This window comes from Olavius algarvensis spirochete endosymbiont (assembly GCA_900608495.1).
GTDB lineage: Bacteria > Spirochaetota > Spirochaetia > DSM-2461 > DSM-2461 > UBA2779.
In genome coordinates, this window is record UWYT01000031.1 from 1 (window position 1) to 19,805 (window position 19,805).

Sequence of the window (19,805 nt, forward strand, 5' to 3'; positions counted from 1 at the left end):
TTGCGGCCAGTTTGTAGGTAGAGCTCTTCACTGCCGGCCAGGCGGGTGGCGAAGGAGTTGGTTTTATATGGGTCGCCGCGCCAGAAGGCTCGTACATCATCGCGGTATCTGTCGTTCCATTCTGCCCATCGTCCACCGGGAAATTGTCCCACTTGATATGCGCCACTGGCATCCCAGGCTTCGGCGATAATCTTGGTATCTCGAAGGACGGGATCTTGAGCGATGCGCTCCAGGACAGGTGGATTATCCATTAACTTGCCATCTGAATTACGTCCGAGGACGGAGCCAAGATCGAAGCGGAATCCGTCGATATGCATTTCCTGCACCCAATAGTGAAGGCATTCCAGTATGAATTCCTGCATAACCGGATGATTGCAGTTCAGTGTGTTTCCACACCCCGAGTAATTCATATAGAAGCGTGGATTGGGGGCGAGCATGTAGTAGATTCTGTTGTCTATACCCCTAAACGAGAGAGTGCGGCCCATTTGGTCGCCTTCACCACTGTGATTAAACACGATGTCCAGGATTATCTCGATGCCGGCATGGTGGAGATTCTTCACCATCTGTTTGAATTCGATGACTTGTTCGCCACGGGCGCTGGAACAAGCATAGCTGCCCTTTGGGGCGAGAAATGCAATGGTTGAGTATCCCCAGTAGTTTTCGAGAAATTCGCCGCTGATTGGATTGATTCTGTCTTGGTATTCGAATGCATCGAATTCAGCGACGGGAAGGAATTCGATGCTGGTGATACCTAATTCCTTTAGATAGGGTATCATCTGGGTGACTGAGCTGAAGGTGCCTGGATTTTTTATCTTGAAACTTCGCTGTGTCCCCGGATGGGCGCCAAGGCCTACAACATGGGTTTCGTAAATTATTGTTCGGCAAAGCGGGTGATTTAGAGGTTTATCACCTTCCCAGTCGAAGCTATCGTTAACTACAATGCATTTGGGAATATTCGAGATATTTTCCTTGGTTGAGAAGGATAAATCGGCATCTGGATGATTAGGTATGAATCCGAAGGCGCTGCTGGTATCCCATCGAAAATTTCCGGTTAAGGCTTTGGCGTAAGGGTCGAGCAGAACCTTGTGCTTATTGAACCGATGACCTTCAAGCGGTTGATAAGGCCCGTCTACGCGATAGAGATAGAGCTGTCCGGGTTTGATTTTTTTTACGAGCACATGCCAGCAATCTCCAGTGCGGTAGAGTTCGGAATCGAGTTTGATTTCATGGGCAGGTGCAGAATCTCGTTCGTTGTCGAAGAGCAGCAGAGATACGGATTGGGCGTGTCTTGAAAAAAGTGAGAACTGAACGCCCCCGGGATCGATTATTGCTCCAAAAGGATGCGCCCTGCCTGGCCGAATTTTGAGTCCGTTTACATTTGTCCATCCAGTGTTGTTGTTTGGAGATGATTTGCCCACCATTTTCCTTGTTTGTTTGGGGTATCGGAAGCTTCGTGTATTACCGCACACCGCGAAGAACTCAGTCTAGACAGAAGCCTGTGGATGGTCAATTATTCGAGAGGATGTTATTCGATGTCTGTCGAATAGAGGGTATGCCACTGGATAGGGCTTTTTGTGTGACTGAAGCTTAGTTACATTCTTTCAAGCAGGGATAATCAGACTCAGTTCGAGTTGGCATGCACCAGGCACTGGTTGGGCAGACTCAGGTGTCTTCCATAGGGCGTTCGAGAGTGTGGATGGACATGGCTTCCAAATCACTGATGTCGGGTTATGAATGATTGGGTTGCGAACGAAGAAATACGACATAATCACCTATGAGTGAGATATGGTTCAGTGGCCTGCTGACTAGCTACCGTCCCATTGCAATACCCCTCAGTTTGCTGTTGGAAATTGCAATAGCGATTGTGGGAGTGCTTCCAAGCTATTTCATAACGATGGCCAATGTGGCTGTCTTTGGTATCTGGTGGGGAACCATACTTTCAATCGCCGGAGAATCGCTAGGTGCGGTGTTGGCATTTTTGCTGTATCGAAAGGGATTGAACAAGCTCTCGAGGGGTAAGAGCAGATTTTCTACTTCCCTTGGCAAACGGATGGCCCAGTTATCCCAGGCGCCGCCGATCCGCGCTTTTTTTTTAGTACTTGCATTCCGACTCTTACCATACATGCCCTCCGGGGCAGTTACAATTGCCGCCGCCGCGAGTCGTATGAATATCTTTGCTTTCACGACGGCCAGTACACTGGGGAAAATCCCTTCGTTGGTGGTGGAAGTGGCAAGCGTGAGCCTCGCGATGAGGTTGCCTCTTAAGCTTTTTCTAGTCCTCCTGGGCGGCGTAATCGTAATTTGGGCAGTGCTTGGGTTGATACGAAAAAAATCTGTGTGAGAAGTTGCCGGGGGCATAAGTGATGGAGATTCACGATGTGGATGCTAACACAGTCGAAAGGTGTCATTCTCGAGAAGAAGTGACGGGCTTCAGCCGGAAAGCTCTTTTACCAGTATTTTGGGTTTACGGACCGCGTCGTATTCCTTTTGGCGTTTGACCGGAAGACTGGATATCGAAGCCTCGTGGAATCCCTGGGAGAGGAACCAGTCGGAACTGCGGGAACTAAGAGCAAACACTTTTTGACTGCCGATTTTTTTCGCCTCTTCGAGAAGCTTTGCGATGAGCTTTCTGCCTATTCCAAGCTGTGCATAACGCGAATCTACCGCCACTCCGGCGATTTCCGCGGTTAGCTCGCTATGTATATGGAGAGCAGCGCAACCGTGCACCACTCCATCCATTGCGTAAACCCAGTAGTCGTTCTGTTTCTTTACGATGTTTTCTCGGGTGCGCCTAATTAGCATGCCTTGAACAACAAGGGGCTTCATTATTTCGAGCATGTCGGATACATCGGAAATTTCCATACGGCGGATTCGCTCATAGACATCGGCAAAAACCATTGTACCGGCTCCCAGGTTGGAAAAGACTTCTTTCAGTAGAATTCCAGATTGGCAGCCATCAAGAATGTGTGAGCGTTCGATTCCGGCCCGGCATGCCGCTGCCGCGGTATCGAGATTGATTCGCTCAGGTTTATCGGGATTCATGGCGGCAAGTTCTGTTGCCACGTTTGGCAGCATGCGAAAAATTCTCCCGTCTTCCAGGATTTCCACTCCGCTTGGCATCTTCCACTGGGGGGCTTTCATTACCGGATCCGCTGTTAGCAGGAAGAGCTTTTTGGCGCCAAGGGATATAGCGATGTTTTGCGCCAGTTCATTCGAAGAAAGATTGAAAGGCCGGCCTATATCGTTATGTCCGATACAGGGAAAAATCAGCAAATGCCCAAGTTCAAGCGATCGAATTACTGACTCAATGCGAACTCGGTCTACAATGCCGCTGCTTCCGAAATCTTCCCCTTGATGTATACCGCGTGATCGGGCCTTAATCCAATCGCCGATTAGGGGTGTTATGCCATGACCCGAAAGAGCTGTCATCACCCGATGAGCCATGTCGAAGGCAGCCATCTTCACTAATTCCACTGTTTCGGGGTTGCTAACTTGGATAGTGCCTATGTATTTTTTTTCAATACCGTAACGGCTGAAAATCTCGTCGATTTTTTTCCCGGCACCTGGAATTATGGCAATCCTAATGCCGGCCTTGTGCAAGAGAGCCAAGTCGGCCGCATGCTGAGGAAAATCCGGACGGTCTATTATCTGGTTAGAAATCTTAATCACAAAGGTGGTGCCGTAGAAACGCTCCGAGTAGGTGAGAACCTCCCTAATCAGATCCACCTGCTCTCTAAGTCCCACCATTGTTGAAGAGCCTAGATGATGTTGGTGGCTGGGTCAAGCGAATTGGCACGCCTATAAGCTCCAGGCCGCCAATATCAGACACAAGACTAGTCCGCCAAGTCGAAGCGCCGGCATAATTCGGCGAAGCTATGCAACACCTCCTGTCTATCATAGCCTACTTCATCAAGTGTTATTCCTATCGAGTGTCTGTTTGTACCCCTAGTCTTTACCTGTAGCCGGTTTCGAAAGCTCTCCGACATCGACAGGCTGAAATGTTTATAAATCTTCTCTATCATTTCGATCGGACTTTGGATTAACTCTGTGTATTTAACCACAAGGAAGTCTTGCAATTGCCAGCTATCGAAGAGTTTCAGGGGATAGGAATACCAGATAGCTGTCATTTCCAATAGCTCGGCTGTAAACGGATACTTCTCGATGGGTGAAGCAAAATAATGCCAGCAGAACGAAAGCCAAGCGGCTTGCGAAGGCAGCACCTCCATCGGAGTTCGAAGCAAGTATATAACACGAGCATCGGGGAAAACTTCTTTCAAATTCGCCAACATCGGCGTAAAAGCCGGGTTTTTGGACAGGTAGATGGCCGTCTCCCCGTGGAAAAAAAGATGCCTTCTCACACAGTCTCTAAAAAATTCCATACTTCGTTTATTTCTCCTGCCCTTAGTATCCCAATAGTCCCTCATCCCTCTTGCATCGGGAAAGAAGAACCAGGTGAACAAGGAATCCCAAAGGAAGAGGAACAATCCCTCGTCTTCTTCTTCTTCCCACAGTCCGACGTGATGAAAGCGAATATCCCCGAGTTTCCCTGAATTATAATGGGATAGCAGGCGATACATCGGTTGCCCTATAAGCGCATCGATGCGCCTCAGCAGGTGCAGCAGTTTCCGCTGTACGATTGAAGGTGCCAAGTAGATTTCCCAGGTTTTGAACGAGCTAAACGTATCAACATCGCTTGCTATCATTCGGTGCAGATAAGTAGTGCCGCTTCTAAACAGGCCGGTTATAAATATCGGTTTTTTGATTGCTCTCTTGCGCCACTCGCTAAAGAATATATTGTCAAGAGCGAGGCAAATTCGGGTGACTATCTGGTGAGGAATAAAGAGCACCCAGAAAATAATCAGTACCCTTAGACGATGAGGAGTTAGGCGGCGGTGTGTCCCCCTGGTGGCGAAAATCGAGTGCCATGCTTGATGCAGCAGTAGACTCCAATTGAAGGGGACGCTCATTGTCCTTATTTCGAAGCCCTATATAGTTCGTTCTTTGTTCTGAGCTTAAAACTGAAGACTAACCCAAGAGCACCGCAAATCACCATTGGTATGGAAAAAAGCATGCCCAGGGTAAACCACTCGCTACCCAGAATAAGCGTCGAGTGACTAACCGGATGGCGGTAGAATTCAATCCAGAATCGCAAGGCCCCATAAATTAGAAAAAACATACTCAAAACAGAGCCTCTGGGCTTTGTCTTACTTCTGAAGAGCAAGAGAATAACGAACAGCAAAATTCCTTCAAAAAGCAATTCATAGAGTTGCACCGGATGCCGAGGAAGGTTAACCAATCCCGTAGAATCCATTCCAATTTCCGCTGTCCACGATGCCACCCAGTCCTCCGAATTGCTAAACCGCTCCGAATTCGGTACAGAATCGAAAATCATCGCCCAGGGTACACGGCTTGGCTTTCCCCAGAACTCACCATTCATGAAATTACCCCAGCGGCCGAAGGCCAGTGCTATTGGCACAGGGATGATAATCAAATCCGCTACATCCAGGTAATTCAGCTTAGTCCGGCGCACGTAGAACCAGGGCAAGAACATCGCCAGGATTAAGCCGCCAAAGAAATACATTCCTCCGTCCCAAATCAAGAGGATTTTCAGAGGATTGCTGAGATAGTAAGCAGGATGGACAAATAATACAAAGCCCAGGCGACCTCCAATTATAACCCCCAGGAAAGCTATTGTAATGATGTTGGAGAACTCGGACGAAGTCATAACAATTTTGCGCTTTTTAATATGGTAGCTTACAAAGTAATAGGTGAATAAGAATCCAAGAAGGTACATCAAACCGTACCAGCTGATTGCCAGGGGACCCGGTAAGTCCAGAAGTATTGGATCGAAGCTAGGCGCACTTAAGTAGGTTTTCACGGTGAGTAGTCTAGTTTAGATTCTGTTGCGCGTAAACAGTTGGACTCCAGTATTTCCGCAATCGTGTATTGGCATGCTCAGCTTCATGCGAGATGAGAAAATCTCATGTTTATCTATATAACAAAGCGGCCCCTAACAATTATGGGCGTTTCCCTGCCTTCCGCATCCAAGCCGAATACCGACATACCGGGCGAACCTATCATTAAATCCAAATGAGCCAGCGAGACGTTGCATCCAGCAGCGATTTTCTTCTCCTCGGTATCCAGCTTGTCTTCACACTCGATGCAGGAAGGATAGCCAGCGCCAAGAGCGATATGGCAGGAGGCATTTTCATCGAACAGAGATGAACCGAAGTGAAGTTTGCTTTGAGCTATAGGGGAACTCTCGTCCACCAGCGCCACTTCGCCAAGTCGGCGTGCACCCTCATAAAACTCCACAAAGGATTTGAGCGCGTCTAAGCCCTCCTTAGCATCAAAACCAACCAGAACGCCATCTTTGAATGTAAATTCCGCATCCTTAAGCATGATGTTACGCAATTCGATGGTTCGCGTAATGCGAACAAAACCGTCGCAACGCGTCCTGTCGGGCGTAGTGTATATTTCCTCAGTGGGAATGTTTGATAAATTGCCTCGACCGATTGTCTCTCCTCCCATCCATTTTGATTTTGCGAGCAGGCCCACTACAAGACGGGTGCCTTCGTCCTCAAAGCGTAGGGAATCAAACCTTCGGTTGTTTAGCAGCCTCGATCGTTCTTCAAGGATCTGGGATTTTTTCTTCCATTCGAGAGCAGGATTATCGCGGTCTAGAAGAAGTATGGGAACCAAAATGCGCCATAAATCGGCGGCGCTTTTTCCTCTACCCAGGACATGTTCGGCCCATCTCGGTCCAGGAACGGCTGCAATGCACCAGGGAATCGCATCGTTCGTGATTGCATTGTAGAAAAGCTGTATTTTGTCTCGCTCGCATCGTTCGTGCAGCATTAAGGCATTCTGATCTACCTGGGCCATCAGATTCATATCTTCATGGGATTTCAGTAACAAGTATCCCCAGTACTCCTTCACTATCGCATCCTGCCAGGCCGGCCACCAGGAGGAAACGGTTGCAAGAGCCTCGCTGTTTTCAGTCTGCGCTCTTATTCGCGCTCGAAGGATGTGCGGATCGTAAAAATGGGTTTCGACGAGCAATGCGCCGCGCTCATATGCCACTTCCGCGCAGCGTCGGGCAAGCAATGCGGCACCGGGTTCATGGTGAATAAACAGCTTCTCTCCCTGCCCAAGGGCAATGCCAGCGTCGATTAGAAGTTCAGCATAACCGCGGAAGTCTATTTCTTTCGAAAACATTCTACCAACTCCTTAGCATTTCGTTTTGTGATTTGCAGACATGCTGCAAAAACTGGATATTCAGATGCGCCACTCCGATGCATGGTTATCTAGAGTTTGAGCTGAGGCAGAGTGAGCTGAACCACCTCGTTGTATTCCGACACCGGATGAAAGACTATTCCCTTCTTTACCTGGTCCGGTATTTCCTCCAAATCTTGCTGATTCCCACTCGGGATAATCAAATGGCCAATTTTATGTCGCCGCGCCGCGATGGTTTTTTCTTTTAAACCTCCAATCGAGAGAACTCTGCCCGTTAGGCTCAGTTCTCCGGTCATCGCCATGTTCGATTTGGTTTTTTGACCGGTTGCGAGTGAGAGCAGAGCCGTTGTCATCGTAATTCCGGCCGAGGGCCCGTCTTTTGGAATGGCACCCTCAGGAATGTGAAGATGGACAATGCGGGTGGAAAAAAACTTATCCAGACCCTCTATGTTTTGAACAATTTTTCTCACTCTGGTATAGGCAATTTCGGCGGACTCCTTCATCACTTCGCCCATCTGTCCGGTTAAGTTGAGCGCTGCCTTCCCAAGAATCGCATCTGCCTCGATTACAAGGATGCTTCCACCCATGCTTGTCCACGCCAGCCCCAAGGCCATTCCTGGCTTGACGGCAGCGCTCAGCTCATTTCCTCGAAATACCGGCTTCTTCAAGTAGTGTTCCAAACCCTCCCTCTTGATGCGTATTGGCAGGGTTTTGGATTTGTCTATCACCCCCAGCGCCACTTTCCTGTGAATACGGTCGATGGCTTTCTCGAAGGTACGCATTCCCGCATCCCTGGCATATCCATCCGCGATCGCTTTGAGCGCGCTCAGGTTGTAACGAATCTGTCCTCGTTTCAATCCATGGCGTTGGAGACTCCTTGGTATAATATACTGCTTTGCAATCTGCATTTTTTCCTCATCTACGTAACCCGAAAGTCGAATGATTTCCATTCGGTCCATGAGAGGGCGGGGAATTGTATCAAGTGTATTGGCTGTGACTACGAAAACCACATGAGAAAGATCAAAAGGGAGATCGAGATAATGATCCCGGAAGTTGATATTCTGTTCGGAGTCTAGTACTTCGAGGAGCGCCGAAGAAGGATCGCCTTGGAAGCTCATTCCCAGCTTGTCTATCTCGTCTATCATAAAAACAGGTCTCCGAGATTTCACTATTTTCAGACCCTGAATTATCTTGCCTGGCATGGCGCCAATGTAGGTGCGACGATGGCCCTTAATCTCAGCCTCGTCCCTCATTCCGCCCACTGAAAACCTGAAAAACGGCCTTCCCATGGCCCGGGCGATAGACTTCCCTATTGAGGTTTTTCCCACCCCTGGAGGTCCCACCAGTAGAATGATTGAACCCTTCGAATCCTCTTTCAGTTTTCGAACTGCCAGGTATTCGATAATGCGTTCTTTTACGTCTTCCAGCCCATAATGGTCTTCTTCCAGAATTTTGGCTGAGGCAGCAATGTCAGTTTTATCTGCACCGGGAACTTCCCAGGGCAGTGACACTATCCAATCGAGGTAGTTTCTGGTGACTATGTATTCACTCGATTGTGAATCCATCACTTGAAATTTGTCAAGTTCGCGTTCCACCTGTTCGGCTATCTCGCCGGTGAAATCGAATTTGGCAAGAGCTTCTTTGAATTTCTGATACTCGCTTGAACGTGCATCTGTTGGTTCGCCGAGCTCCTTCTTAATGGCCTTCAGTTCTTCACGCAAGAAGTAATCCCGCTGGTTTTTTTCAATCTTCTCGTTGATTTCTCCGGCTATTTTCTTTTGAATTTTTGAGAGCTCATGCTCCTTTTTGATGTGAACCAGCACCATGCCCAAACGTTTTTTCACATCGAGAGTTTCCAGGATTTTCTGTTGTTTGTTTCTCGCGACATTTAAGATGCTGGTGATGAAGTCAGCTATTTTACCCGGGTCGTCGATGTTCACCATGTTAAGACGAATTTCTTCGGTGAACAGAGGATTGTCCTCACTTATCTGTTTCATTTCGGATAGCAGCGCTCGGGTTAGGGCCTTTAGCTCAATGTCTTTAGGATCGTACATGTCGTTGAGGTATTGCACTGCCGCGGAAAGGGGACTTGTCTCGTTTTGAAATCTCGAAATCCTGAAGCGCCTCAGTGTGCTAATGAAAATATTGATTCCGCCATCCGGCAAGTTGATTCGTTTGACTATTTTGGCGACTGTTCCCACCTTGTATAATTCGCTTGGACCAGGGGAGCTTGCTTCCGGGTTGTTGGTTAGGACTAGGCCGATCACCTTGTGGTTGTTTATAGCCTTGTTAATCACAGCTATGTCTTCGGCTCCGCTAATCATTATCGGTGTGAATATGCCTGGGAATATTGGCTTACCTTGCAGTGGCACTAAGTAGATGTATTCCGGCAAGACATCTGTGGCCGCTATAATCTGATTTGGCTTTTCATTGCGTTCTGGCATTTCCAAGGCTCCTAATATAACTCTCCGCTTCATCGGCTGCCAGGGTTTTTTTTGAGTGAGCGACTAGATTACAGGGTTATTCCTGAGTCAACTAGTCCACGCCCCTGGTGCCGAAGATGCTGCTGCGTAAAGCATGCATCTTGTGCCGCCGTTCCAGCGTCGTCGGGCCGCAAGCGACTCGTATCGCCTGGTGCCGAGAGCGTTATCGATTTAGTTTCTCCTCATCTTTTGACCGGCCAGGGTTTTGACCGCATTGAAACCAGGCGATTTCTACCTTAAAAATAAAGCCTTCTACAGAGAGGGACAAACAAATTCGTCATTGTTTCAGCCTTAATTCCAATTTTTTTCCATTTGATAATTTCTATTCTAGTGATAATTCTCCTTGCCGGCGCTATTATTGAGAGTCTGATAAGCTTTTCTTGGCTGATTTGTATGCGTGCCGCCGTGTGAAAGCAGCCAAATAACCTTATATGGACTCCATGAAGAAATTGTCATACTCTCCATGAGTGGTGCCCATGTTTTAGCTTAAGGGGAAGGCAGTGCGGCGACCGCGATTTGGGAGGCGATATCTTAAATGGCTTATGACATCAAAGCGCAGGCAATCGTGCTTCGCGCCAACAAGGTGGGCGAGAATCATCGGGGCCTCTCGATTCTGGTTAATGACAAGGGTCTGCTACATCCCCTGGCTTACGGTGCTATGAGCCGAAGGAACGCCTTGCGGAGCACTGCTCTGCCTTATAATCGCGGAATAGCCGAATTGCATTATGATGGTTCAAGAAAGCGCTGGCGACTTCGTAGCTTTGATCCGGTGAACATTCACGATGGGCTTAGGGAAAATCTGGAGCGCTTTTACACGGCGTCCACCTGGGCTGAAATACTTTTGCGAAGCTATGGCGTCAGTGAGGATTCAACAAATCTTTTTGAGCTCGTCGCCAGCGCTTTTTCTCTGCTTTCACAGTGCATATCGCAAGAGATTTCGAGACTGAATTGCGCATTTCTTTGGAGCTTTCTCAAGATTGAAGGAGTAAGGCCGGAACTGGATCGATGCAATCAGTGCAACAGGAACTTGGGGAGTAAAACAATCCATTTCCTTCCAAATGGCCTGCTGATGTGTCCCAACTGCGGAGTAAGCGGCCTGGGCGAACTCTCGTTGGGAGCCAGGCGCTGGCTGCTTGTGATTTCCGATACTGAAATAAATCGAGCAATAAGAATTGGCCTACCTAGTCATTGCACGGCGGCCATAGAGCGATGGCTCCTTGCCATAACACAAACTCTCCTTGAGCGGCCCCTGAAGAGCCTGCAGAAACGCTAGACGGTGGGATTGAACTAACGGTCTATAAGATGCACTATGGAATCCATTATGAACGAAAGTCTGAGAGCAGTTGATATAATCGCTGCCAAAAGAGATTTCAAGCCTCTTAGTGAAGAACAGATACGGAGCTTCATTCAAGGTTATGCGGCGGGAGACATACTCGACTACCAGGCCGCTGCACTTTGTATGGCAATCCTGCTTAATGGAATGAGCGCAGAAGAAACCGGACACCTTACCCGAGCCATGATAGATTCAGGGGAGATTATCGATCTTGCTGGAATTGCCGCCCCTCTTGTTGATAAGCACTCAACGGGCGGTGTTGGTGATAAGATATCACTGGTTCTGGCCCCAATGGCTGCCGCCTGCGGCCTGAAAGTTCCCATGATAAGTGGACGGGCGCTCGGACACACCGGCGGAACTCTTGACAAACTTGATTCCATCCCGGGCTATATTACTGCTTTGAACCCCGTCCGTTTCCGCGATGGGATTAAAGAAATCGGATTCGTTATGTCGGGGCAGAGCGAGAAGGTAGTTCCCGCCGATCGCAAGCTTTATGCTCTTAGAGACGTAAGCGCCACAGTGGAATCTATACCTCTAATTACCGCCAGCATCCTGTCAAAGAAATTTGCAGAGGGTGCCCAGGCTCTGGTGATGGATGTGAAATGCGGCAAAGGCGCTTTCATGAAAGCTAAGGAAGATGCCCGGACTCTCGCCCAGTCCCTGGTTAATACCGGAAGCAGCCTTAATCGCAAAGTGGTGGCAGTGTTAACGGATATGACAGAGCCGTTGGGCTTCACCGTGGGGAATTTTCTCGAAGTTGAGGAATCAATCGCCTGTCTTCAAGGTGATGGCCCGGACGATGTAATGGAGATTAGTTATCGCCTGGGCGCCTGGATGCTAATAGCAGGCGGACTCGAAAAAAATCTCCAGTCGGCTGAAGAACGCTGCCGTAGAACCATAGAAAATGGCTCGGCTTTCGCAAGGTTTAAGGCCAACGTGGAATTCCAAGGTGGAAATTTCTCGGAACTCATGGCAATGCTCGGCAGAGCGCGGGCTGAATATTCCAGAGAATTACTGGCGCCTCAGTCCGGCTACTTATCAGGAATTGATGCCTTGGGAGTAGGCAGGGCGTCCGTTGCTCTAGGTGTGGGTCGAGATACCACCGAGGATACCGTTGAAGCCCTGGCCGGGATTGAACTATTGAAAAAAACCGGAGACAGTATTGAAAAAGGCCAGCTCCTGATGCGAGTGTGGGCTCAGGAAAAATCCAGACTCGAAGTCGGCTTCTCGAAACTGCAAGGGGTGCTTAGCATTTCGCCCAAGAAACCGCCAAAATCTCGGAGTTTAATCATCGAAGAAATCACAAGCTAAATGAGCAGAATTCGTGATTGAAAGCAAAGAAGTGCACTCCCTGGCGGCACAATATGGCTTAGACCCCCTAACCGCTTCCATCCTAATCCACCGCCAAATGGCATCACCCGAAAAAATAGCCTATTTCCTGGAAGGTAGTGAACGCTTTCTTCACAACCCCTTTATTTTTCCTGAAATGGAGAAGTCGGTTAACAGGGTACTCCTGGCCGCGCGAGAGGACGAAAAGGTGCTTATCATCGGTGACAGGGACGTCGACGGTGTAGCCGCGACAGTCATAATGGTTGAGGCTCTCAGGATGGTGGGCATTGAATCACAATGGCAGGTGCCTGTGGGTGAAGCGGATTACGGAATAGATTTTGAGACGCTGCAAGAGAGTGCGAAGGCGGGTGTGAGTCTCGTGGTAGCGGTTGATTGCGGTATTACCAGTTTCGACGAGATAAAACTGGCAGGTGAGCTGGGAATGGACGTTTTGGTATTCGATCATCACATGCCGAGAGGGGATAAGCTACCCAATGCCTATGCCATCGTAAACCCCAGGATCCCCGGCTCCTATCCCTTCGACGGGCTTTGCGCCGCGGCAATAGCATCCAAGTTTCAGTGGGCTCTCTCACTGGCTCAGTCTCCACTCCAGGACTACTGCCTTCTAATTGCCCGCCAGGAGGCTGGTGAAATTGAGATTGAGGCCGTACAGATGCACAACCTACTTGAGAGTAGCCGACTGTCCGTTAGCAGCGCCGCTGGTGGGGCAGATCGTGACAAGCTCCAAGACTACATCGGTACACGCCCCATTATCTCCTACAACTGCATCGCGCAAATTCCACTGGTATCCGCTTTTTTCAACGGTTCCGAGGTTCATATCATCGACGCCGCGCCCGAAATAGCCGCCGCCTTTCCTAAGCTCGAAAACCTATCACTCACCGAGCTCGAGGCAAACAGTCGTATCGCCAGATACAGTCCCCAAGAAATCGGACCTCTTTCCACTTTGCGCAATCTGATGGTAAGCATGCAATTGAACTCCATGCAGTCTCATTTCGAGGTCTGGCGCCGCGGATTAGATCTTGTCGCCCTTGGGACTCTGGCCGATCTGATGCCTCTCTGGGATGAAAATCGAATTCTTGTCCGAATGGGTATAGATAGAATAAATCAAATTGGCGGCGAGCACAGAATAGCACTGCGCGAATTACTGATAAAACTCAGACTGCATGAAAGGCGAATCGCCACCACGGAAGTCAGCTGGCAAATTTGTCCGCTTATCAATGCCGCCGGACGCATGGGCCAGGCAGATATCGCAGCAAGGCTATTCTTCGAAACCAACCCAATTGCAATCACCAAGTTAGCCCACAAGCTATTCGAACTGAACAAGAAACGCCGTGCGCTCGGCGAATATCTGTGGGAGAAACTACTGCCGCGGGCCTACCAGTCACTAAATGACTTCTCCGGCAAAATGCTGATACTCGTGGACTCCGAAATTCCCAGGGGGATTACAGGCATCCTCGCCACACGTTTTCAGAAAGCCCTCTCTCCGGTGGCCGTCATAATTACTGTAAAAGATGAAAAGGCATCCGGCTCGATTCGATGCAATTCCACCATAAACGCCCTCAGTTGGCTTGAATCAGCCTCTCATATCTTCGAAGATTTCGGCGGGCATCCCCAGGCGGGCGGGTTTCGCATTCCCAGCGCTGAAATTGCCCAGTTGAATCAAATTAGCCAAAAATGGATTAACCGCGTCAAACCGGGTAAGACGGAATCCACTAGGCCAAGTGTCGATGTCGAACTGTCGCACCAGGAAATCTCGCGCCTGGGTTTAGAGGGAATTGAGGACGTACTCAAGCGTTTGGAACCATATGGCCAGGGCTTTCGTCCGCTGATTTTCCTAACCCGCGAAGTCAAGGTTTTTCAAGCAAGCCTAGTCGGAAAACCCAAAAACAAACACCTTAAACTCCTGGTTTCGCTAGGTTCGAACCGATGGCCTGCTTTCTGGTGGGATGGGGCAGAAAATTATGGTTCATTAATAAAGATTGATAAGGAAGTGGATTTGGTATATAAACTGGATCGTGACTATTGGCGTGGCAACGATGCACGCCGACTCACAATCCTGGAGGCCTCGCCATGCGAGTTATAGAGAAACACGGTTTTTCCTATCGGATGGGGAAACCACCTCTTCCAACCTGTCTTTTTGGTTTTCTTACCTTATTTCCAGCCATGTCAAGCAGCGCCAATCCGATCGCAATAGCTCCCGATTACACCGAACCGGGAGCCGTGGTTCAAATAATTATTTCTGGCGATCCGATGGATAACATAGTCGTAACGCTGAAAAGCCAGAACGACATAGCCCTAAGCCGCAACGAAGGATTCAATTGGGCAACCCCCACCGGTCGCCGTGTTTCAACAGCTCTCCTTGGCATACCCATAAATCTGGAGCCAGGCCGTTATCGTCTAGTAGTAGATGCTACGCTGGGCAAGAGTCAGTGGCACCTGGAGCGCGGCATAAATGTCGGAGCCGTAACCCATCCTGAAGAGGTAATTAAGCTGAATGAGCGCATGAGCACTCTCTACACCGATGAATCAGAGCGAAAAAAGGCCGAAGCGAGGAGGCTCTGGGCAGTTTTGAATAACCCTAACAGAACTGCAATACATCAAATCGGACCAATGATCAGTCCCATGAAAAACGGTGTCCCCACTGCTTATTTTGGAGATAATCGCCGGTATCATATGCCTGATGGATCCGAATCATACTCCATACACAAGGGCGACGATCTGTGGGCGGAGATTGGTACCCCTGTAAGAGCCTCCGGCCGCGGCCGCGTTATGCTTGCCACCGAACGATTCCTAACCGGAAACACCGTTATAATCGAACATCTGCCGGGTGTTTTTTCAATGTACTTCCACATGGATTCCATAGATGTGGACGAAGGTGAATTTGTAGCGCAAAATCAGCAAATAGGCACGGTGGGCGATACAGGTTTTGTAACAGGCAAACACCTGCACTGGGAATTGCGCATAGGATCAATACCGGTCGACCCCAGATATTTTTTTGCAAAACCTCTTCTTGACACAGATACCCTGATTGGTAATATGTAGTAGCATTTTGCAGCCAAGCTGAACTCTTACATGCGAAGGGAGGTGATTTTAGATCGCCTACGTGAAAATTAGCGACGACGAACCCTTGGAGAAAGCAATCCGACGCTTCAAGCGCATGGTGGAAAAGGAAGGAATCATTCGGGATTTCAAAAAGCGGGAATATTTCGAGAAACCATCTGCAATTAGAAATCGGAAGAGAAAGGCTATGGAACGAAAGCAGTTGAAGAAGTTACGCAAGACTCTCAGTAATTCGCGTTACTAGCATTCTACTCCGAATTCCGGACTGATTATGAAGGATGACTTTGCCGACGCCGGGTTCGAAACCCTCTCTGTAGATTCATTGCGGGAGTACCATGCCACTGGTATCCAACTACGTCACAGCGCCACGGGTGCTCAGGTTTACAAGGTGTATGCCGATGATTCGGAGAATTTGGTATCGTACATATTCAGAACACCTCCGACAGACCATAGTGGCGTGGCGCACATCCTTGAGCACTCGGTGCTCTGTGGTTCCAAGCGCTATCCACTAAAAGATCCATTTCTGATTCTATTGAAGGGAAGCGCTCATACTTTCCTAAATGCAATCACCTATCCGGACAAAACTGTCTATCCGGCAGCCAGCACCATCAAGGCCGATTATATTAATCTTCTTAGGGTGTATGGAGATGCTGTGTTCTTCCCCCAACTGCGTCCCGAAGTCTTCGCGCAGGAGGGACATCACCTCGAATACGATGAAGAGGGAAGGTTGCGCCGGGCCGGAGTTGTATTAAATGAGATGAAGGGCGCCTATTCTTCCGTGGAAGCGGTTGTGGAAGACTACTCCCTTCGACAACTGTTCCCAAACTCTCCCTATGGATGGGATTCTGGCGGCAACCCTGCGCACATCCCATTCCTTGATTATGAGGTTTTCAAGGCATTTCATCAGAACTACTACCATCCATCCAATGCCCGCGTCTTCCTCTACGGAGATGCGAATTTAGAGGAAAGTCTGAGAATACTGGATGGAGAATTCTTCTCCCACTTCGAAAAAAAAGAGATTGACTCAGAAATAGCCTTGCAGCAGTGCTGGGAAAAACCACGGCGCATGGAAGTGGCCTGGCCCTGCGAAGATTCAACCGAGAAACGAAGCACCATCAGTCTAAACTGGCTTCTTAGCGGCGAAAATGATTTATGGTCTGCGCTTAGCGCCCAGGTGCTCTCATGCATATTGCTGGGCCATGGCGGTGCTCCACTGCAAAAAGCGATTGTCGACAGCGGCCTGGGGGAAGATTTATCTCCAGCCAGCGGCCTGGATACCAACTTGCGTCAACTGGTTTTCTCGGTGGGACTCAGAGGAACAGTCCCCTCGAAACGAGATGACTTCGAGAAACTGGTGATAAAAACCTTCGAAACACTGGTTAAGGAAAGGCTCAATCCCGAGCTGGTTGAAGGGGCTATGAGACTGGTGGAGTTTCGGATACGAGAAATTCGCGGCGGTTCACCCCTCGGATTACGCCTGATGAAACAAGCGCTGAAGGCTTGGCTGCACGATAGGGCACCAATAGAAAGTCTAGTCCTGGAAGAATCCATGGAAGCTCTTCGCGGCAAGGTACAAAGAGGATATTTCGAAGAGATTATCAACCGGGAATTCATCCAAAATTCTCACCGCCTGACACTGACAGTCATACCAAGTTCGAAATTTAGTGTGCGCAGGTTTGCAAGAGAACGCAAAGAACTGGATAGACTTCAAAAACAGGAGTTCAATGAGGAAGCGCTTCAGAACTCACTCAAAAGATTGAGAAACTTCCAGAACACCCCGGATTCAAAGGAAGCTCTAAACCGGATACCATTTCTGAAGCGAAATCATTTACCAAGAGAGGTTCACATCCTGCCCTTAGAGAAGGTTAACCAGGGTGAATGCTACATACACACAACCTTCACAAACAAGGTGAGTTATCTTGTTCTGGCCTTTGATTTGAACGGCCTGGATGCACGGTTACAGTCCTGGCTGCCGTTATTTGGGCGGGCTCTTACCGATATGGGCCTGCCCGGTATAACCCACCAGGACGTTGCGGTTGAATTATCCCTTAAAACTGGCGGGTTGGGTTGCTCTCTGGATGTTTCTTCCATTCATCCCGATGCCGGCGGAGGTTTGAAGCGCCATCTCTTTGTTCGCCTAAAGGCCCTAAGTCGCCAGTGGGCGGAGGCACTGGAAATCACGCGGCGTCTGTTAGTATCAGCCGATTTCTCCGATTCAAACCGTTTAAGCGACTTGCTCCTGGAGCTTAAAAACGATTATCGCGCCGCCCTTGTACCTTCCGCCCATGATTTCGGTTCAAACCGAGCCGCCGCAAAGCACTCGATCGCTGCTTCCTGGGAAGACTTCTGGTATGGCATAGAACAGATTCGCTTTCTTGGCAATGCGAAGGCAACTGAAGCCGCATCAGCGCTAAGTGAAATCCAGAAGCAACTAATCAAGCAGGGAAACTTGTCGGCAGTATTTACGTCAGACGAGGATTTTGCCACAAAGGGCTTATCTGATACCCTCAACATGATTACCACTCTTCCCGCCGGTCTATCCGCGCCATCGGCGTCCGAACCTGAGCTGTTCAGACACGAAACTCTTGGGGAAACCATTTCGGTTTCAGCCCCGGTAGCATTTTCATCCCTTAGTCTTCCGGCCCCCCTGCTTGGCAGTCCGGAACACGCCAGGCTGGGACTTCTGGCACACATACTTAGAACCAGTTATCTATGGGAAAACATTCGCATGAAGGGAGGTGCCTACGGCGCTTTTGCTACTCTGGCAGTTCTCGAGGGGACTTTCACCTTCAGCACCTATAGGGATCCCGTGATTCTACCCTCCTTGAGAAGCTTCAGAAACTCCCTTGAATGGGCGAGTTCCAGATTGGGAAACCGAACGGTTGATATGGCTGTAATCGGTTCGATAGGCAAAGAGCTTCGGCCATTTGGTCCGGGCGAGAGAGGTCTTGTCGCCTTCGAACGACGGCTGTGTGGAATCACCGACGAGATTAGACAGAGGCGGCGGGATGTTCAACTTGAAGCAACCGCCGAGGATTTGAAACGAGAGGCCAAAGCCCTCCTCGACAAATGGGACAGTCGCTCAATCACCATTATCGGCGGTACGAATTTGCTTGACATCGCCGCTGCCGCATCTCCCGAACTTGCCCAATCGCAAGTGGAACTTCCCTTTTAACCATTGCCCAGGCCAAGAGGCCATGAATGTCAACGGCCCGTAAAGCGCCCAGAAGGCACCCGTGTTTTGTATACTGATACCACTCAGCCGAAGAGAAAAGGCTACTAACAGGCCAGCCAAGTTAAGAGTCCAAATCCAACCGAGCACTAACTCTCGTCCAGCAATCCATCTTTTCCAATCTCTTATTGCAAGGGGAATGAGGCCCAGGAGCACCGTTGGCATGCTTAGCCAGATATTGATGTTGTTGTAGGCAGCCGCATGATCGGTGAAAAGCATTAGGAAGCCGAGTATCAGCCCTGGGATGCCGACAAAAAGAAGAATCACTGCACGTAAGAATCTTCCGGCGACGTTCCATAACAATCCAAGAGCGATACTGAGTGTCAGAAGCCAGGGCCATAGAATTCGCGGTTCTCGCGGTATGGGGGGGCGAGTAGACTCTTTGAGAACAATTTTCTCATTGGCGAGCACCCGAACCACGCCATCGCGTCCAGGATACTCTAAGCCGAGTACAGCATCAGCCACCGCCTGAGGAATGAACATCAAATCCCAAGCGCTTATCTCCTTATCTTGCTGCTCGCCAAGCAGGAAGTGAAGCATAAGCTCGTTAAGAACCGACGGCCATGCCCCGGTTCTTGTGTAGTGTCTGTAAGTTTTATCAGGGATAGATGCGGTAGATGCCCGCAAGGTTCCACCAACCACATCATTCAAAATATCACGAATAATCGTTGAGCAATTATTCAAAAAATAGTCGTACAGGTATTCTTGATTTTCCGGGAGAGTTCGCCAGCGCAAAGCAGCTTCCAGCTCCCGCAGTTCTTCAGTTCCAAGATTCAAAGGGTAAAGGATCAAGCTTCTGTCTTCTCGCATCGCCTGGCTGATGAAGAATTCCGTTGTTGTAACCGAACCAAGATAAATCATGCGGCCTACAATAAAACTACTGTAGAAATTATCCGCGTGGAAGGAAAAATTCCCGAAATCGTAGAAGAGGCTAATTCCCTCTAAATCGTCCTCGATAGTTACTCCAATGTGGCCCCAGTATTCATACATGGCGTCGCCAGGACCTACAATGACAAGACTGGCCCCGCTTGGTTCACCCGCAGCAAATCTGGGGTTGATACACAGAAGGAACAAGACAACTAACCCGCAAACCGATTTTCTCATCTTTGTG

14 protein-coding genes are annotated in these 19,805 nt (G+C 49.2%); 7 read left to right on the forward strand and 7 right to left on the reverse strand.

Translation table 11 applies throughout. From position 1 onward, the window contains the following. The coding region (locus tag S1OALGB6SA_RS00565; protein ID WP_306766968.1) for a glycogen debranching protein at window positions 1-1,421 on the reverse strand (1,421 nt) is incomplete at its 3' end. Between the two features lie 353 nt (window positions 1,422-1,774). Between S1OALGB6SA_RS00565 and S1OALGB6SA_RS00570 the strand changes: the two genes are divergently transcribed. Continuing rightward, window positions 1,775-2,341, forward strand: a complete 567-nt coding sequence (locus S1OALGB6SA_RS00570) for a TVP38/TMEM64 family protein (protein ID WP_124032205.1) — start codon at window positions 1,775-1,777, stop codon at window positions 2,339-2,341. An 89-nt stretch (window positions 2,342-2,430) separates the two neighbouring features. Here S1OALGB6SA_RS00570 and argA read toward each other — a convergent pair whose 3' ends face one another. From argA to lon, 5 genes are all read right to left on the reverse strand, one after another. Beyond that, window positions 2,431-3,747, reverse strand: a complete 1,317-nt coding sequence (gene argA, locus S1OALGB6SA_RS00575) for an amino-acid N-acetyltransferase (RefSeq protein WP_124032206.1) — start codon at window positions 3,745-3,747, stop codon at window positions 2,431-2,433. Between the two features lie 86 nt (window positions 3,748-3,833). Further along, window positions 3,834-4,967, reverse strand: coding sequence for a sulfotransferase family protein (locus S1OALGB6SA_RS00580; protein ID WP_124032207.1), 1,134 nt, complete (start codon window positions 4,965-4,967; stop codon window positions 3,834-3,836). 5 nt (window positions 4,968-4,972) lie between these two features. After that, window positions 4,973-5,878: a prolipoprotein diacylglyceryl transferase gene (gene lgt / locus S1OALGB6SA_RS00585; protein ID WP_124032208.1), complete on the reverse strand. Its 906-nt coding sequence runs from the start codon at window positions 5,876-5,878 to the stop codon at window positions 4,973-4,975. 113 nt (window positions 5,879-5,991) lie between these two features. After that, window positions 5,992-7,218: an aminopeptidase gene (locus S1OALGB6SA_RS00590; protein ID WP_124032209.1), complete on the reverse strand. Its 1,227-nt coding sequence runs from the start codon at window positions 7,216-7,218 to the stop codon at window positions 5,992-5,994. Window positions 7,219-7,307: 89 nt separating this feature from the next. Next, window positions 7,308-9,680, reverse strand: a complete 2,373-nt coding sequence (lon, locus tag S1OALGB6SA_RS00595) for an endopeptidase La (protein ID WP_124032210.1) — start codon at window positions 9,678-9,680, stop codon at window positions 7,308-7,310. A 574-nt stretch (window positions 9,681-10,254) separates the two neighbouring features. Between lon and recO the strand changes: the two genes are divergently transcribed. The 6 genes from recO to S1OALGB6SA_RS00625 are packed head-to-tail and all read left to right on the forward strand — an operon-like array spanning window position 10,255 to window position 18,637. Further along, window positions 10,255-10,992, forward strand: coding sequence for a DNA repair protein RecO (gene recO / locus S1OALGB6SA_RS00600; RefSeq protein WP_124032211.1), 738 nt, complete (start codon window positions 10,255-10,257; stop codon window positions 10,990-10,992). A gap of 48 nt (window positions 10,993-11,040) precedes the next feature. Then, entirely contained in the window at window positions 11,041-12,363 is a 1,323-nt protein-coding gene (locus S1OALGB6SA_RS00605) for a thymidine phosphorylase (RefSeq protein ID WP_230204326.1), read from the forward strand. Between the two features lie 13 nt (window positions 12,364-12,376). Further along, window positions 12,377-14,485, forward strand: coding sequence for a single-stranded-DNA-specific exonuclease RecJ (gene recJ, locus S1OALGB6SA_RS00610; RefSeq protein ID WP_124032212.1), 2,109 nt, complete (start codon window positions 12,377-12,379; stop codon window positions 14,483-14,485). Next, complete coding sequence (locus S1OALGB6SA_RS00615; protein ID WP_124032213.1) at window positions 14,473-15,444, forward strand: M23 family metallopeptidase; 972 nt, start codon at window positions 14,473-14,475, stop codon at window positions 15,442-15,444. The genes recJ and S1OALGB6SA_RS00615 overlap by 13 nt, the downstream gene beginning before the upstream one ends. A gap of 52 nt (window positions 15,445-15,496) precedes the next feature. Then, complete coding sequence (gene rpsU, locus S1OALGB6SA_RS00620; RefSeq protein WP_124032214.1) at window positions 15,497-15,706, forward strand: 30S ribosomal protein S21; 210 nt, start codon at window positions 15,497-15,499, stop codon at window positions 15,704-15,706. A gap of 27 nt (window positions 15,707-15,733) precedes the next feature. Beyond that, complete coding sequence (locus S1OALGB6SA_RS00625) at window positions 15,734-18,637, forward strand: insulinase family protein (protein WP_124032215.1); 2,904 nt, start codon at window positions 15,734-15,736, stop codon at window positions 18,635-18,637. On the opposite strand, the gene S1OALGB6SA_RS00630 is transcribed toward S1OALGB6SA_RS00625, so the two are convergent. Next, window positions 18,545-19,798 (reverse strand): lipoprotein N-acyltransferase Lnb domain-containing protein, encoded by a 1,254-nt coding sequence (locus S1OALGB6SA_RS00630; RefSeq protein ID WP_195910211.1) that lies wholly within the window; start codon window positions 19,796-19,798, stop codon window positions 18,545-18,547. The genes S1OALGB6SA_RS00625 and S1OALGB6SA_RS00630 overlap by 93 nt on opposite strands. Between the last annotated feature and the right edge of the window lie 7 nt (window positions 19,799-19,805).

Excerpts from the sequence above, each read along its gene's own strand:
- S1OALGB6SA_RS00605 (WP_230204326.1), top strand. The coding sequence starts at position 11,041 with ATGAACGAAAGTCTGAGAGCAGTTGATATAATCGCTGCCAAAAGAGAT.
- S1OALGB6SA_RS00615 (WP_124032213.1), top strand. The coding sequence starts at position 14,473 with ATGCGAGTTATAGAGAAACACGGTTTTTCCTATCGGATGGGGAAACCA.
- S1OALGB6SA_RS00570 (WP_124032205.1), top strand. The coding sequence starts at position 1,775 with ATGAGTGAGATATGGTTCAGTGGCCTGCTGACTAGCTACCGTCCCATT.
- lon (WP_124032210.1), bottom strand. The coding sequence starts at position 9,680 with ATGCCAGAACGCAATGAAAAGCCAAATCAGATTATAGCGGCCACAGAT.
- S1OALGB6SA_RS00625 (WP_124032215.1), top strand. The coding sequence starts at position 15,734 with ATGAAGGATGACTTTGCCGACGCCGGGTTCGAAACCCTCTCTGTAGAT.
- S1OALGB6SA_RS00580 (WP_124032207.1), bottom strand. The coding sequence starts at position 4,967 with ATGAGCGTCCCCTTCAATTGGAGTCTACTGCTGCATCAAGCATGGCAC.
- S1OALGB6SA_RS00590 (WP_124032209.1), bottom strand. The coding sequence starts at position 7,218 with ATGTTTTCGAAAGAAATAGACTTCCGCGGTTATGCTGAACTTCTAATC.
- argA (WP_124032206.1), bottom strand. The coding sequence starts at position 3,747 with ATGGTGGGACTTAGAGAGCAGGTGGATCTGATTAGGGAGGTTCTCACC.
- S1OALGB6SA_RS00630 (WP_195910211.1), bottom strand. The coding sequence starts at position 19,798 with ATGAGAAAATCGGTTTGCGGGTTAGTTGTCTTGTTCCTTCTGTGTATC.
- recO (WP_124032211.1), top strand. The coding sequence starts at position 10,255 with ATGGCTTATGACATCAAAGCGCAGGCAATCGTGCTTCGCGCCAACAAG.